The organism is Bradyrhizobium sp. HKCCYLS1011, from assembly GCF_051167795.1.
Classification (GTDB): Bacteria; Pseudomonadota; Alphaproteobacteria; order Rhizobiales; family Xanthobacteraceae; genus Bradyrhizobium.
The window spans coordinates 706,464-720,472 of sequence record NZ_JBNPTT010000001.1 but is presented as its reverse complement, the minus strand read 5'-3'; the positions used below and the strand labels follow the sequence as shown (position 1 = coordinate 720,472).

The following is a 14,009-nucleotide window of genomic DNA, read 5'->3' as shown; positions in this document are numbered from 1 at the left end:
ACCTTGGTGTTCCCCAGACGATTCATTCGAATTTTCTGCCCCACCGCGACACCAGCGGGTGGCGATGAGGCCCAGGCCGTCAATCGCAAGCCTGGTATACCAGACCCTACATCACACGGAACGACCTGCCGGGGCAAGCTGCCTCGGCCTCATTCAGCGTTCAACGCCCTGAGCCAAACCCCGATCTCCGCGGCTGCGACATTGGCCTGCGGTAGCAATTTGCCCATGGTGAAGAAGCCGTGGAATTGGCCAGGGAAGAACCGGTCCGTGACCGGGACGCCGGCGTCGCGCAAACGCTGCGCATAATCGTTGCCTTCATCGCGCAGCGGATCGGCGCCGGCGGTGAGCACATAGGCCGGCGGCAGGCCAGCGAGCGTCTCCGCGCGCGCAGGCGAAGCGCGCCAATCATGCTCATCGGCGGCGCTGGTCAGATAATGATCGCGAAACCAGCGAATGACGGAATGCGTCAGCAGCACGCTCGTCTCCGGCTCGCGATGCGAGGGATGGCTCATCGCAAAGTCGGTGGCGGGGTAGATCAGCACCTGGCCCGCGATCGTCGGCCCATCCGCGTCGCGCGCGGAGAGCGCGACCACGGCCGCAAGATTGCCGCCCGCGGAATCACCGCCAACGCAAAGCTGCGTGGGGTCGATCCCGAGCGCGGCTGCGTTGTCGGCGACCCATTGCGTCGCACTGATCGCGTCATCGATGGCGGCCGGAAATTTGTGCTCGGGCGCCAGGCGATAGTCGACCGAGATCACGATCAGCTCGGCTTCATGCGCGAGCATGCGGCAGACGACGTCGTGCGAATCCAGGTCGCCGATGACCCAACCGCCGCCATGGAAGAACACCAGGGCCGGCGCGAGGCCGCCAGCTTGTCGCAGCGTGGTCGGCCGATAGAGCCGCGCCGGGATGGCTCCATGCGGGGCGGGGATGGCGAGCTGCGTCACCTCGGCAAGCTCCGGCGGCTCCGGATTGGTGACGACCCGCGCGGCGAGGTAGTAGGCGCGGGCTTCATCGGGCGTCAGCGTTTCATAAGCGGGCCGGCCGGCCTCCTGGAAGGCCTTGTAGACGGCGGCCGCATCGGCATCGAGCGTAACGGGCATGGGGGACCTGTTATTTCCTCATTCTGCGTCCGGTCGCGCCGGAGGCTTATCGTTACGGCACTGGAACCTGGCCGTGGGCCGACTATCTCATCCGGGGAGCGGCCCGACCAGCGCGCCCTGCGCCGACAGGTCGCCCTTTCCCCGCCGTATTCGGCATGTTAACGGGGTACCCGATCGAGAGCGGCGGATGGGACATTCCCCTTTAAACTGTCCGAGAACCCGATTCGCCTGATAAAGCCGCGCGAGATGCATCGAATTATTGCTGTTACCGGTCTCGCGGCCTTGCTGGCCGCCACCTCCCTCGCGCTGCCTGTGCCGGCGCGGGCCCAGATCGGCACGATTTTCTCTGATCCCGTTCCCCGTCCTCCCGGCAATATTCCACGCCGTGGCGAGCCGATGCCGCCGCCGGACGAGGAGGAAGAGGTTCCGGAGCTCCCGCAAGGCCGGGTGTTGCCGGCGCCGCAGCCTCGGATGGCGCCTGGACAAGGCGCAGGGTTGCCCGGCCCGGTGCAATCGCAGCCGCTGGCGCCGCCGCCGGGGACCACCGTCGTCCCGCAAAACAACCCTCCTGTCGCCGCCGTACCGCCCGGCGGTCAACCCGGGGCCGCGCCGGCGCCCGGCGCCAACCCCGGCCTGTCGGCTCTGCCGCCCGGCCAGCGGTCACCGTCGCGTGGGACTCCGCAGACCGGCGCGCCGCAGAATGCCGCCGTGCCGCCCAACGGCAACGTGCCTCAAACGCCGGCGACTTTGCAGCCGGGCGATGAGGTCGTGACCGAGCCGCCGGCCCAGAAGATCGTGAACAAGAAGGCCACCTTCTCGGGCCTCGACAAGATCACTGGCCGCATCATCAATTTCGACGAGGATATCGGCGAGACCGTGCAGTTCGGCGCGCTGCGCGTGAAGACGGACGCCTGCTACACGCGTCCCGCCACCGAAGCTGCCAACACCGATGCCTTCGTCGAGGTCGACGAGATCACCTTGCAGGGCGAGGTGAAGCGGATCTTCTCCGGCTGGATGTTCGCGGCGAGCCCGGGCCTGCATGGCGTCGAGCATCCGATCTACGACATTTGGCTGACGGACTGCAAAGACCCGCAGACCACCGTGGTCAGTGCGGCGCCGGACCAGCCGAAGCCGGCCGCAACGCCCGCCACGCAGCCGGCGCAGAAGCGCCCGCAGCGTCAGGCCGCGCCGCGCCCGCAGGCACAGGTGCCTCCGCCGCCGCAATATCAGACCCAGCAGGTCGCGCCGCCACCGCCCCCACCGCCGCCGCAATCCGGCGGGCCGTTCGGAGTTTTCAGGTAGGCCGATCGGCAACGTCATCGCGGGCTGCGAACCGTCTGCGCTGGGACGCGGACGCACATGAGGGCGCTATTGGCGCCCCGCGATGATCGCGAGCGCCTCCGCCCCCGAGGTCGGACGATCGAGCGAGAGCCTGGCAAAATCCGCCGCCGGACCGATCAACGCGCGTTCGAGCAGCGCCGTATAGCGTCGGCGCGGGATTTCGAGCGCGCCGAAGGTCTTCAGGTGCTCGGTGACATATTGCGTGTCGAGCAGCTCGAAGCCGCCGGCGATCAGCCGCGCCACCAGATGCACGAGCGCCACCTTCGATGCGTCGCGGGTCTGATGAAACATGCTCTCGCCGAAAAAGGCCCGGCCCAGGCTGACGCCATAGAGCCCGCCGACCAATTCGCCGTCCTGCCAGCACTCGACGCTGTGGCAATGGCCGATTGCATAGAGGCCGGTGTAGAGCTCGCGGATGCGCTTGTTGATCCAGGTGTCCTCGCGGCCCGGCTGTGGCGCGGCGCAGCCGTCCATCACCGCCTTGAAGGCCTGGTTGACCGTGACCGTGAACGCATCCGAACGGACCGTGCGCGCCAGCCGCGAGGCGATGCGGAAGCCGGTGAGCGGAATGATGCCACGCAGCTCCGGCTCGACCCAGAACAGGCTGGGATCGTCGGCGCTTTCGGCCATCGGGAAGATGCCGCAGGCGTAGGCACGCAGCAGAACTTCCGGCGTGATTTCGGTCGCAGCAGAGTCGCGCGAAGTCATGGCCGAAAGCATAGCAGGGCAGCACGGCGTGCGCGACCGGCGATCGGCGTATGGTGTGCGTCGGCTCCGTCGCGCTCAGCTGGCCGCAGCGGCGGCAGGTCGCGGCGCCTCCTTGGTGCGCCGGAACCGGACCACGAACTTGGTGCCCTGGTGGTTCGGATCCGGCTGCACGGTGGCGTCGAGCTTGGTGGCCATCGCGCTGACGATGCGCTGACCCATGCCGGTCGAGCGCGGATCGCTGCCGGACGCTTCCAGTCCCACGCCGTTGTCGGCGATCGATAACAGGATCTCGTCGCTATCGAGCTTCAGCTCGACATGGATCGGGCCGGGGCAATCGGGATAGGCATATTTGACCGCGTTCATCACGAGTTCGTTGACGACGATGCCGATCGCGACCGCGCGGTCCGGATCGATCTCGACCGGCTCCGCCTTCAAGGTCAGCCGCGACATCCGGTTGCCCTCGGCGGAGCGGCGGAGATCCTCCAGCAGCGCATCGAGATATTGATTGAGCAGCACGCTCTTGAGGTCGTGCGAGGTGTAGAGCCGGCGGTGCACCTGCGCCACCGCCGCCACGCGCCCCATCGCATTGGTGAGCGCGGCCTTGACGTCGTCCTGCGTGCTGGTGTTGGCCTGCAGGTGCAGCAGCGAGGCGATGATCTGCAGCGAGTTGCCGACGCGGTGATTGACCTCGCGCAGCAGCACCTCGCGCTCGGCGGCGAGCGCCGCATAGCGGTCGCGCGAGGCCCGGACCTCGGCTTCCGCTTCGTCGCGGGCCTTCTGCAGCCGCGCCTGGCGCAGGGCGCCTTCGGCCGCGACCTGCAGGAGCGGAATGAACTCGCCTTGAACGTCCTTGACGAGATAATCGGCAGCGCCGGCCTTCAGCGCCGTCACCGCGATCTTCGAATCCTGCGACGCCGTGACGAACACCACCGGCGGCGGATCGGGCTGGGCCATGATCCGCTCCAGCGTCTCCAACCCGTCGAGGCCCGGCATGTACTGGTCGAGCGCCACGACATCGATGCCACCCTGTTCGAGCCGGGCGAGCCCCTCGGCGGCGCCGGAGGCATGTTCCACCGCAAAGCCCAACCGCGCCAAGCCGCGCTCGACCAGCCGGGCCAGCGCCGCGTCGTCGTCGATATAGAGCAGCGTGGGCGACGTCGAGCTCATAGGGTCGGCGGAACCTGAATGACCGAGAAGAACAGGCCGAGCTGGCGAATGGCGTTGGCGAAACTCTCGTAGTTCACCGGCTTGGTGATGTAGACGTTGCAACCGAGCTCGTAGCATCGCTTGATCTCCTGCGAGTCGTCGGTCGTGGTCAAGATGACGACCGGCGCGCTCTTCAGGAACTTGTTCTCCTTGACCATGCGCAGAATCTCGATGCCGGTCATGTCCGGCAGATTGAGATCGAGCAGGATCAGGAGCGCGCGGCCTTTTTGCACCACGCCGCTGCTGTCGTCTCCGAACAGGTACCTCACGGCATCTGTACCGTTGGTGAACGGGACGATCTCATTGTTGACGCCGGAACGGCGGATGTTCCGCTCGATCAAGCGGGCGTGTCCCTCATCGTCCTCGATCATGATGATCGTCACGGGCATGGTCATCGGTCTGAGTTCCGGTTGCTGGCGTTCCAGTTGATCGGGAGCGTTATCGTGAACGTGCTGCCTTGTCCGAGCTCCGATGCGACCGACATGGTTCCACCCAATCGCCGAACCAGTGCCCGCACATGTGCAAGTCCTATGCCCTGTCCCGGCCGGTCCTGAGCCCCGGCGCGACGGAACAGGTCAAAGATACGCTGGTGATCCTTGGGATCAATCCCCCGGCCATTATCAGCGATCTCGAAGATCGCAAAACCGAGCTTGGTGCGGGCGCGGATCGCGATGTCCCCCGGCACTCCAGGCTTCAGATATTTGATCGCATTGTCGATCAGGTTGGAGAAAATCTGCTCCAGCGCGAGGCGGTCGCTGACAATGGTCGGCAGCGGTTCGATCCGGATCGTCGCATTGGCCTCGGCGGCCTGATGAGCGAGGGTAGTCACGACAGCCTCGATCAGCTCGCGCGTGTCCATCCGGGTCGGCACGAATTCGCGGCGCCCTTCGCGGGTCAGGTTCAGGATCGCGGTGATCAAGCGGTCCATCTTAGCAATCGACGATTTGATGAAGCCGAGTGCCTCGGAAAAATCCTCCGAGAGCTGCTGGTCGGCGCCCTCGAGCTCGGGGTCCGTTCCTTCGGCCGGCGGCGGCGAAGCGGAGGCTGTGCGCGCCAACATGGCGATCCGCCGGAAGATGTCGTTGCGCAGCTCCTCGAGCTCGCTGGTGAAGCCCATGATATTCACCAGCGGCGAGCGCAGATCGTGGCTGACGATATAGGCGAAGCGTTGGATCTCGTCATTGGCCTCGCGCAGATCCGCCGTGCGCTCGTCGACTGTGGCCTCGAGATTGAGATAGTTCTCGCGCAAGCGCGCTTCGGCCTCATCGCGGGCGCGGGTGGAACGGCGGACCAGCACGACCGAAAGGCAGGCGAGCAGCACCACCAGCCCGGAGCCCGTGATGGTCACCAGCGTCGCCAGGCTCTGGCTGTGATCGGCATTGGCCGACCGCTGCGCGAATAGTTGCGCTTCCTCGGCACGCATCAGGTCGGCGACAGCGCCGATGTTGGCGTTGGTGTTTCCAGATGCCGCGCTGCGGACTAGCGCGGTTGCAGCCGCGTCGTCTCCGCCGGCGGCCAGTGCTTTCTCGCGCTCGAATTGGCTGAGCCGGGTTTCGATCTCGGCGCGCAGCTTGGCAATATGACCCTTCTGCATCGGATTGTCGGTGACGAGGCTCGCCAGCTTGTCGAGGTCGGGGCGGATCGCCGCCACGGCCTCGTCGTGTGCCGTCAGGAACTGGTCGTCACGCGTCAGCAGATAGCCGCGCGCATTGCTTTCGGCGCGGCGGACATCGAGCAACAGCGTGTTGACCTGGTTCTCGACCTCGATGGTGTGGACCACCCACGCGCTATCCTCGCGTGCTTTGTTGACCAGCAGCACGGAGGCCGTGCTGATAGCAACCAGGACCAGGAAGCCTGCCGACAGCAGCAGGATCTGGCCCAGCGCGCGCCTGTGTCTCACCTCAGGCGCCACGACGCATACTCATTGTTGGCTGAAAAATGGATGCCCCCACGGGACCGAACTCCCGAACGGGCAGAACGCTTGTGCGCCGATTTAGTTCCCGGCGGGCGTAAAAAACGCGCGCGTCATTCGGCTTTCTGCCCAGCCAGATATTGCTCCAACCAATGAATATGGTAGTCGCCGTCGATGATCGCGGGCTCGCGCACCAGCGCCCGGAACAGCGGCAGCGTGGTCTCGACGCCATCGACCACCATTTCGTCGAGCGCGCGCCGGAGCCGCATCAGGCATTCGACACGGCTCTTGCCGTGCACGATCAGCTTGCCGACCAGCGAATCGTAATAGGGCGGGATCACGTAGCCTTGGTAGACCGCCGAATCGATGCGGACGCCCAGCCCCCCTGGCGGATGGTACTGAAGAATCTTGCCGGGTGACGGGCGGAAGCTGACCGGGTTTTCAGCGTTGACGCGGCATTCGATCGAATGGCCGTTGATGACGACTTCATCCTGGCTCATCGGCAGATCGCCGCCGGCGGCGATGCGAATCTGCTCCAGCACCAGATCGATGCCGGTGATCATCTCCGTCACGGGATGCTCGACCTGGATGCGGGTGTTCATCTCGATGAAGTAGAACTCCCCATCCTCGTAGAGGAATTCGACGGTGCCGACGCCGATATATTTCAGCTGCTGCATCGCTTTTGCGACCGTCTGGCCGATCTTGGCGCGGCCTGCGGCATCCAGCGCAGGCGAGGGGCCTTCTTCCCAGACCTTCTGGTGACGGCGCTGCAGCGAGCAGTCGCGCTCGCCGAGATGGATGGCGCCGCCGCGGCCGTCGCCGAGCACCTGGATCTCGATGTGCCGCGGCTTCTGCAGATATTTTTCCAGATAGACCGAGGCGTCGCCGAACGCCGACTTGGCCTCATTGGCGGCGGTGGTGAGCGCGAGCGCAAGATCGCCCTCGGTATGCGCGACCTTCATGCCGCGTCCGCCGCCCCCGGCTGCGGCCTTCACCAGCACCGGAAAGCCGATCTGACGGGCGATGGCCATCGCATCCTGGTCGGGCGTCACGGCTCCGTCCGAGCCGGGCACCACGGGAATGCCAAGGCGCTTTGCGGTCTTCTTGGCCTCGATCTTGTCGCCCATCAGGCGGATGTGCTCAGCCTTCGGACCGATGAAATGCAGGTTGTGGTCAGCCAGGATTTCCGCAAAACGCGCATTTTCGGACAGGAAGCCGTAGCCGGGATGGACCGCATCGGCACCGGTGATCTCGCAGGCCGCGAGCAGTGCCGGAATGTTGAGATAGCTGTCCTTCGAAGGCGGGGGGCCGATGCAGACGCTTTCATCGGCGAGCCGCACATGCATGGCATCAGCGTCCGCGGTCGAGTGGACCGCGACAGTGGAGATGCCGAGCTCCTTGCAGGCCCGCAGGATGCGGAGGGCGATTTCGCCGCGATTGGCGATGAGAATTTTGTCGAACATGTTGCCTCGATGGGCGAATGGTGAGTAGCGAACAGCGAGGAAGGGAGACGAGACGAGAGCCTAGTCGCTGCTCGCCATTCGCTATTCGCCTCTATTCAATAATCACCAGCGGCTCGCCGAACTCGACCGGCTGGCCGTCCTCGACGAGGATCTGGGTGACCGTCCCAGCCCGCGGCGAGGGGATCTGGTTCATCGTCTTCATGGCTTCGATGATCATCAAGGTCTGGCCGACCGCGACCTTGGCGCCGACCTCGACGAACGGCTTGGCGCCGGGCTCGGGCGCCCAATAGGCGGTGCCGACCATCGGCGACGGCACGACGCCCGGATGTTTCGACAGGTCGGCGCTCGCAGCAGCTGCGGCGGCGGCCACGACAACCGGCATGGCTGCCGCGGCGGACGGCATGGCAGCGGGCACAGCGGCAGCCACGGTGACGTTGCGGGCCACGCGAATCCGCAATCCGGCGCGTTCAAGCTCGATTTCGGTCAGGCTGGTCTCGTCGAGCAGGGCTGCGAGCTCGCGGATCAGCTCGCTGTCTTCGAATTTCGCGGGGGTCTTCTCATTGGGCTGGCGCGCCATGATGGTGATCCAAAACTCTTCTGCTTGGTGTTCTTTGGGGCGGCGAGACGTCAGGCCTTCGCCTTGGTGTTTTCGGCGCCAATCTTCTCCGCGAGACCGGCGATCGCGAGCCGATAGCCGTCAATGCCGAAGCCGCAAATGGATGCAAACGCTGCCTTCGCGGTGAAAGAATGGTGTCGGAAGCTCTCGCGAGCGTGAATGTTGCTGATATGCACCTCGACGGTGGGGATTTTCACCCCCATCAACGCGTCGTGCAACGCGATCGAGGTGTGAGAATAGGCGCCGGCGTTGATGATGATACCGATCACCTGCTTGGCCCGGGCCTCGTGGATCGCATCGACGAGGACGCCCTCGTGGTTCGACTGACGGCATTCGGCCGTCAGGCCATAGGCAGCTGCGGTGTCGACGCACAGCTTCTCGACATCGGCGAGGGTCGCATGACCATAGGTCTCAGGCTCGCGGGTGCCCAACAGATTCAGGTTGGGTCCATTTAGAACATAAATCGTCCGCTGAGGGGTTTCGGCCATCCTAATCCCGGCAATTTGGCGGCTACTGGTCCAATTCCGATCGTCGCATCCCCGATGCCCGGATCGTTTGCGAACGTTGGAATTGAAGGACCACCAGCAAGTTCTTGATGCCAGTGGGCTTTGGATTTGACATTCGCTTTGCGGCCTGCCGCAGAATGGGCAGCGAATGTCAAATCCACTCCACTGGCTGGCCCGGGGTTATATGTAACAAAACTGCGAAGGGGAAGCCTTTCGCAGGGCAGGATCTTACCCGAAACCGCTCGCATCCCCTGCGAAGAGCCCGGGCGAAGCTGTGGAAATCGCTGATTAACCACGCAGGGCCGACCGCGACCCCGCAGGTGGATTGTCCCACCCATGAATAGGGCGGGCATCGCTGCCCGCCCCAAGTTTCGTCACCCGGAATCTCGTCGCCCGCCTGGTCGGGATCAGGTGTCGAGAACCGCCACGATCTCGTAGGTGTTCGGATCGATCACGACGATCTGGTCCCGGACCAGGATGTAGTCAAATCCGCGCCATTCCGGATAGACGGTCACGACTTCGGTCGGAAGCTGATAGAAGTGCACGTCGCGTGGCACGCGGGTGCCGATCGAGACCGAGAAGTTCACGTTGGTGACCGGCTCGACGTGCTGGCTGCGGATCACGCTTGTGATCTTGGTGCGCTGCTCGGTCGAGAGCTTGGCGCCGGCGCCCGCCTGGCCGGTGGTGACCTGCGAGCGATCGCCGCCGGTCTTGGTCTCCGCGTTCATGTTGGTGTTGCTGCGGCCCTCGCGGTTCTCCGCGTTGTTGGTGCCGGTCTTGTTGTCCCGGCCCTCGGCCTTCATGTTTTTGTCGTGGCCTTCGCGACCTTCAGCCTTCATGTCCTTGCCGCCCTTGGTCTCGTTCTCCGAGCTCATGCTCTTCGACTTCTGACCCTGCGGACCACGCATGTTGTCTTCGGCCTGCTTGCTCTTGGTGCCCGTCTTCTCGTCAGACTGGCTCGACTTCATCTCGGACGAGCCGCCCGCTGAAGGCGACGCGCTGTCGCGATTCATCGCTGCGCCACCGCCCGGCCCGGCGCCTGCACCCGCGCTGCCGCCTGCAGCTCCGCCGGTCGACGCGCCACCGTGCATCGCAGCGCCGCCGGATTCGTGGCCCCCGGCACCCGCGCCTTGCGCGTGCGCAAATCCGGCACCGGCAATCAGCGCGATTGCAGCAACGGATACCATCAAGCGATTAGTCATTTCAGTCCTCCTCGTGTTTTCGGCATTGCCCGCGCCGACAACTGCAGGGGATCGGAGATGTTCCGCGCAGCGCGATTGGTTCCAGGATTTTGTCGCCGCTCGCGCTGTTCTGAACCGACGCTCATCAAGGTGAACACAAGATGACCGCATAAAGAGAAAAGGCCGGCTGATGGGTCAGCCGGCCTCTATCGGACGATGAAGCGGTACGTTCAGTCCGTAGTAGGATGTGAATCAGCAGGTCGCCTTGCCGCAGCGGGCAACACCGATCTTCTCCTTCAGGCCTTCGAGCCCGACGGCGCCGATCACGACCTGCTTGCCGATCACATAGCTGGGCGTGCCATTCATGCCCATCTCCTCGGCGAGCTTGAAATTCTCCTCGATCGTCGCTTTGGCTTCGGGGCTCGCCATGTCCTTCTCGATGCGCGCCATGTCCAGCCCGAGATCCTTCGCCACCGCCAGCGCATGCGCCTTGTCGGCGGGGCCGCGGCCGCCCAAGAGCTTCTGGTGGAAATCGAGATATTTCTGCGGCGCCTGCATACGCACGGCGACCGCGACCTGCGCCGCCTCGACCGAGCCCTGGCTCAGCACCGGGAATTCCTTCAGCACGATCTTCAGCTTGCTGTCGTTCTTCATGAGGTCGAGCATGTCGGCCATGGCGCGCTTGCAGTAGCCGCAATTGTAGTCGAAGAACTCGACGAAGGTCACGTCGCCGTCCTTGTTGCCGAGCACGACACCGCGCGGCGAGTTGAAGATCGCGTCCGCGTTGCTGGCGATAGAGGCCTCGTGCTTGGCGGCTTCCGCGGCCGCCTGACGCTTGCTGAGCTCGGTCATCGCCTCCTCGAGCACCTCGGGATGCGAGACCAGGTAGTTCTTGATGATGGTCTCGATCTCGCCGCGCTGGCCGTCGGAAAAGCTCTCGGCGGACACCGCCTGCGGCGCGCCGCACAGCGCGAGTGCGAACAGCGCTGCAAAGGCAAAGAGAGGGCGAAGGGGCAGCATGTGAATGGCTCTCTGGGTCAAAACGGTCGTGTCCTTATCGTTGATCGTGGTCGGGTCTGACGGGCGCAGCGCGAGATGATACCGCAAAGTCTATTCGCCTTTTTGGCCGGGAAGCGGTTTTGCCGAAACGATGTCGTCGGCCTTCACCCAGCCCGGTGAGCCGACCGCGAAACGGGTTTTGGCGCGCGAGGCGAGCTCGCGGGCCGTCTTGTTGTCGCCGCGAAGGAAGGCCGCTTGGGCGGAAGCGAGATCGGCCTCCGCATAATCGCCCTTGCGGCCATAGGCCATCGCGAGCTGGCTATAGCCGAGCGGCGCTTCGCCTTCCCGCGATACCGCAGCGCGAAGGATCGCGATCGCCTCGTCGGTATAGGCATTATTGTCGGTGCCGACCAAGGCCTGCCCAAGTAACATCTCGATGAGGGGGGCATGGTTGGAGAGCGCAACGGCCTTGCGCAGCGGCGCGATGGCCTCCGCCGGCCGGCCGCCCTCAAGCAGCGCCTGGCCGCGCACTTCATAGAAATAGGGGTTGTTCGGCTGGACCTGGATCAATGTGTCGATCTGCGCCAGCGCACTGCGCAAATCGCCATGCAGATAGGTCGAGATCGCCCGAGCATAGCGTGCCGGCAGGCCAGTATCCGACAAGGGGTAGCGCCGCGCGACGGTATCCGGCCGCTCCATGAAGGCCGAGATCTTGGCGCGGGCCATGTCGTGACGGAGCTGGAGCGACGGCTCGTCCTTCTTGTCCCAATAGGGGCTCTGCCGGGCCAGCCCCTCCAGCGCCTCGACACGATCCGCCGGCATCGGATGCGATTGCAGGTAGGGATCGGCGCCGCGGGCTGCGAATAGGCTCTCGCTGGTGAAGCGCTTGAAGGTCTCGTACATGCCTTTGGGCGACTGGCCGGTCGCAGTCAGGAACTTGACGCCGGCGCGGTCGGCGTTCTCCTCCTGCTGCCGTTGATAGGACAATAGCGAGCGCCGGATCATCTCGCCGGGACCGGCGAGCGCGGCGGCGCCGGCATTGGCAAGCCCGCTGCCGCTGCCGCTGCGCGCGCCCATCGCAAGCGCACCAGCGCCGAGCACGGTGGCGATGATCATCTGCGTCTGCGCGGTCGCCAGCTGTTGGCGCAGCTTGGCGAGATGGCCGCCGGCGAGATGGCCGGTCTCGTGGGCAAGCACGCCGATCAGCTGGTTCGGCGTCTCCGACTGCATGATCGCGCCGTAATTGACGAAGATGCGGCGGCCGTCGGCAACGAACGCGTTGAACGAGGCGTCGTTGATGATGACCATCTGGATATTCTGCTTCTCGAGGCCCGCGGCGCGGAGAATCGGGCGCGTATATTCGCGCAGCAGCACCTCGGTCTCGGTGTCGCGCAGTATAGGCGGTCCCTTGCCCTCCTGGGCCGAGACCGGGGTGGTGGCCGGCGCGAGCGCCAGCGCCGCTGCCACCACGGCGGAGACCAGACCGGACAGGTTCTTGCGAGGCACGATACGGAGCAACATCAAGGCGATCTTTGCAATTGGCGCGGGGCTCGATACGGGCTATTGCCCACCAAACCGCGGAATGCGGCTCATCTGCGGCGCAAAAAGACTTTATCCCGGCGCGCGCCGCAAGGTTGAGCAGCCGGGCCCAAACAGCCGGGGTCAATAGCAGATATCGATGTTCGAGGCGACACTGACGAGCAAAATGGAACCACGGATTGCAAGCCTGCTTTCGCCCTCGCGGCGCAGCGATGTTCCGCCGTTCATGGTGATGGACGTGATGGCGGCCGCCGAGCGAATCGAGGCGGCTGGCGGCCAGGTGATCCACATGGAGGTCGGCCAGCCGGCCGCGCCGGCGCCACGCACCGCGATCGCGGCGGCCCATCAGGCCCTCGAGACGGCGCGGATCGATTACACCTCGGCGCTGGGGATGAGCTCGCTGCGGGAACGGATCGCGCGGCACTATCGCGAGACTTATGGCTGCACGGTCGATCCGGCGCGGATCGTGATCACCACGGGATCGTCGGCCGCGTTCATCCTGGCCTTCCTGGCGATGTTCGAGCCCGGTGACCGCGTCGCGGTGACCGTGCCGGGCTATCCGCCTTATCGTCACATCCTGACTGCGCTCGGCTGCGAGCCGGTGCTGATCGAGACCAGCAGCGAGACCCGCCATGCGCTCACCGGCGAGGCGTTGCTCGCAGCGCACCGCAAGGCGCCGCTGAAGGGCGTGCTAGTCGCGAGCCCCGCCAATCCCACCGGTACGATGATGTCGCGCGAAGCCTTGGCGGGCGTTCTTGCGGCCGCCCATGGCGCCGGCATCCGCTTCATCTCGGATGAGATCTATCACGGGCTGGACTATGCCTTCCCGGCGGTGACCGCAGCCGAGCTGTCGCCCGATGCGCTCGTCATCAATTCCTTCTCCAAGTATTTTTGCATGACGGGATGGCGGATCGGCTGGATGGTGGTTCCGGACGCGCTGGTTCGCCCGATCGAGCGGCTGCAGCAAAACCTTGCGATCTCGGTGCCGACGCTCTCGCAAATCGCGGCGGAAGCGGCATTCGACGGCCGGACCGAGATGGACGCCATCAAGCATGGCTATCAGGAGAACCGCCGCATCCTGATCGAGGGGCTTCCGACCGCAGGCTTGCGCAAATTCCTGCCGGCCGACGGTGCGTTCTATCTCTATGCCGACGTGTCCGACTTTACCTCCGACAGCTTCGAATTCACCAAACGGATGCTGGAGGAGATCCACGTTGCTGCGACGCCAGGGCTCGATTTCGACCCCATCCATGGCCGCAGCTTCGTGCGCTTTTCTTATGCGCGATCAGCTGACGATATGCGGGAAGCCGTGCGGCGGATCGGGCAGTGGCTCGGATAGGCCAACCAGTGGTTTACCGGCGTTGCCGCCATTGACAGCGGCGCGCCAATTTGTGTGAGGTGCGCTTCGATGAGGGCCGATGTAGCGCCCTTGCAC

13 protein-coding genes are annotated in these 14,009 nt (G+C 64.9%); 2 read left to right on the top strand and 11 right to left on the bottom strand.

The genetic code is table 11. The features are described from left to right. Positions 1–149: 149 nt before the first annotated feature. Positions 150–1,103, bottom strand: a complete 954-nt coding sequence (locus ACQR1W_RS03310) for an alpha/beta hydrolase (protein WP_434849465.1) — start codon at positions 1,101–1,103, stop codon at positions 150–152. Between the two features lie 246 nt (positions 1,104–1,349). Between ACQR1W_RS03310 and ACQR1W_RS03305 the strand changes: the two genes are divergently transcribed. After that, positions 1,350–2,405 (top strand): DUF2155 domain-containing protein, encoded by a 1,056-nt coding sequence (locus ACQR1W_RS03305; protein ID WP_434849464.1) that lies wholly within the window; start codon positions 1,350–1,352, stop codon positions 2,403–2,405. A gap of 66 nt (positions 2,406–2,471) precedes the next feature. Here the strand turns inward: ACQR1W_RS03305 and aat are convergent, their stop codons facing one another. The 10 genes from aat to ACQR1W_RS03255 all read right to left on the bottom strand — a co-directional run bounded on the left by aat (position 2,472) and on the right by ACQR1W_RS03255 (position 12,556). Then, a complete protein-coding gene (aat, locus tag ACQR1W_RS03300) occupies positions 2,472–3,152 on the bottom strand; it encodes a leucyl/phenylalanyl-tRNA--protein transferase (protein ID WP_434849463.1) in 681 nt (226 codons plus the stop codon). A gap of 75 nt (positions 3,153–3,227) precedes the next feature. Continuing rightward, positions 3,228–4,319, bottom strand: coding sequence for a sensor histidine kinase (locus ACQR1W_RS03295; protein ID WP_434849462.1), 1,092 nt, complete (start codon positions 4,317–4,319; stop codon positions 3,228–3,230). Next, positions 4,316–4,753 (bottom strand): response regulator, encoded by a 438-nt coding sequence (locus ACQR1W_RS03290; RefSeq protein ID WP_008966875.1) that lies wholly within the window; start codon positions 4,751–4,753, stop codon positions 4,316–4,318. The genes ACQR1W_RS03295 and ACQR1W_RS03290 overlap by 4 nt, the downstream gene beginning before the upstream one ends. After that, the gene (locus ACQR1W_RS03285) at positions 4,750–6,270 is read right to left on the bottom strand and encodes a sensor histidine kinase (RefSeq protein WP_434849461.1); all 1,521 of its coding nucleotides are present in this window, start codon (positions 6,268–6,270) and stop codon (positions 4,750–4,752) included. The genes ACQR1W_RS03290 and ACQR1W_RS03285 overlap by 4 nt, the downstream gene beginning before the upstream one ends. Positions 6,271–6,383: 113 nt before the next feature. Next, positions 6,384–7,733 (bottom strand): acetyl-CoA carboxylase biotin carboxylase subunit, encoded by a 1,350-nt coding sequence (gene accC, locus ACQR1W_RS03280; RefSeq protein ID WP_008966873.1) that lies wholly within the window; start codon positions 7,731–7,733, stop codon positions 6,384–6,386. A gap of 91 nt (positions 7,734–7,824) precedes the next feature. Further along, positions 7,825–8,310, bottom strand: a complete 486-nt coding sequence (gene accB, locus ACQR1W_RS03275; RefSeq protein WP_434849460.1) for an acetyl-CoA carboxylase biotin carboxyl carrier protein — start codon at positions 8,308–8,310, stop codon at positions 7,825–7,827. Positions 8,311–8,360: 50 nt separating this feature from the next. Next, the gene (aroQ, locus tag ACQR1W_RS03270) at positions 8,361–8,837 is read right to left on the bottom strand and encodes a type II 3-dehydroquinate dehydratase (protein WP_008966871.1); all 477 of its coding nucleotides are present in this window, start codon (positions 8,835–8,837) and stop codon (positions 8,361–8,363) included. 425 nt (positions 8,838–9,262) lie between these two features. Further along, positions 9,263–10,057: a DUF1236 domain-containing protein gene (locus ACQR1W_RS03265; protein WP_434849459.1), complete on the bottom strand. Its 795-nt coding sequence runs from the start codon at positions 10,055–10,057 to the stop codon at positions 9,263–9,265. A gap of 231 nt (positions 10,058–10,288) precedes the next feature. Further along, positions 10,289–11,056, bottom strand: coding sequence for a DsbA family protein (locus ACQR1W_RS03260; protein ID WP_434849458.1), 768 nt, complete (start codon positions 11,054–11,056; stop codon positions 10,289–10,291). Between the two features lie 90 nt (positions 11,057–11,146). Then, positions 11,147–12,556, bottom strand: a complete 1,410-nt coding sequence (locus ACQR1W_RS03255; RefSeq protein WP_434849457.1) for a M48 family metalloprotease — start codon at positions 12,554–12,556, stop codon at positions 11,147–11,149. A gap of 157 nt (positions 12,557–12,713) precedes the next feature. On the opposite strand from ACQR1W_RS03255, the gene ACQR1W_RS03250 reads away from it, so the two are divergent. After that, positions 12,714–13,913: a pyridoxal phosphate-dependent aminotransferase gene (locus tag ACQR1W_RS03250; RefSeq protein WP_434849456.1), complete on the top strand. Its 1,200-nt coding sequence runs from the start codon at positions 12,714–12,716 to the stop codon at positions 13,911–13,913. Positions 13,914–14,009: the final 96 nt, after the last annotated feature.

Bases quoted from the DNA above. Each gene is read 5' to 3' on its own strand.
- ACQR1W_RS03310 (WP_434849465.1), bottom strand. From the start codon at position 1,103: ATGCCCGTTACGCTCGATGCCGATGCGGCCGCCGTCTACAAGGCCTTC.
- ACQR1W_RS03305 (WP_434849464.1), top strand. From the start codon at position 1,350: ATGCATCGAATTATTGCTGTTACCGGTCTCGCGGCCTTGCTGGCCGCC.
- aat (WP_434849463.1), bottom strand. From the start codon at position 3,152: ATGACTTCGCGCGACTCTGCTGCGACCGAAATCACGCCGGAAGTTCTG.
- ACQR1W_RS03295 (WP_434849462.1), bottom strand. From the start codon at position 4,319: ATGAGCTCGACGTCGCCCACGCTGCTCTATATCGACGACGACGCGGCG.
- ACQR1W_RS03290 (WP_008966875.1), bottom strand. From the start codon at position 4,753: ATGACCATGCCCGTGACGATCATCATGATCGAGGACGATGAGGGACAC.
- accC (WP_008966873.1), bottom strand. From the start codon at position 7,733: ATGTTCGACAAAATTCTCATCGCCAATCGCGGCGAAATCGCCCTCCGC.
- accB (WP_434849460.1), bottom strand. From the start codon at position 8,310: ATGGCGCGCCAGCCCAATGAGAAGACCCCCGCGAAATTCGAAGACAGC.
- aroQ (WP_008966871.1), bottom strand. From the start codon at position 8,837: ATGGCCGAAACCCCTCAGCGGACGATTTATGTTCTAAATGGACCCAAC.
- ACQR1W_RS03265 (WP_434849459.1), bottom strand. From the start codon at position 10,057: ATGACTAATCGCTTGATGGTATCCGTTGCTGCAATCGCGCTGATTGCC.
- ACQR1W_RS03260 (WP_434849458.1), bottom strand. From the start codon at position 11,056: ATGCTGCCCCTTCGCCCTCTCTTTGCCTTTGCAGCGCTGTTCGCACTC.
- ACQR1W_RS03255 (WP_434849457.1), bottom strand. From the start codon at position 12,556: ATGTTGCTCCGTATCGTGCCTCGCAAGAACCTGTCCGGTCTGGTCTCC.
- ACQR1W_RS03250 (WP_434849456.1), top strand. From the start codon at position 12,714: ATGTTCGAGGCGACACTGACGAGCAAAATGGAACCACGGATTGCAAGC.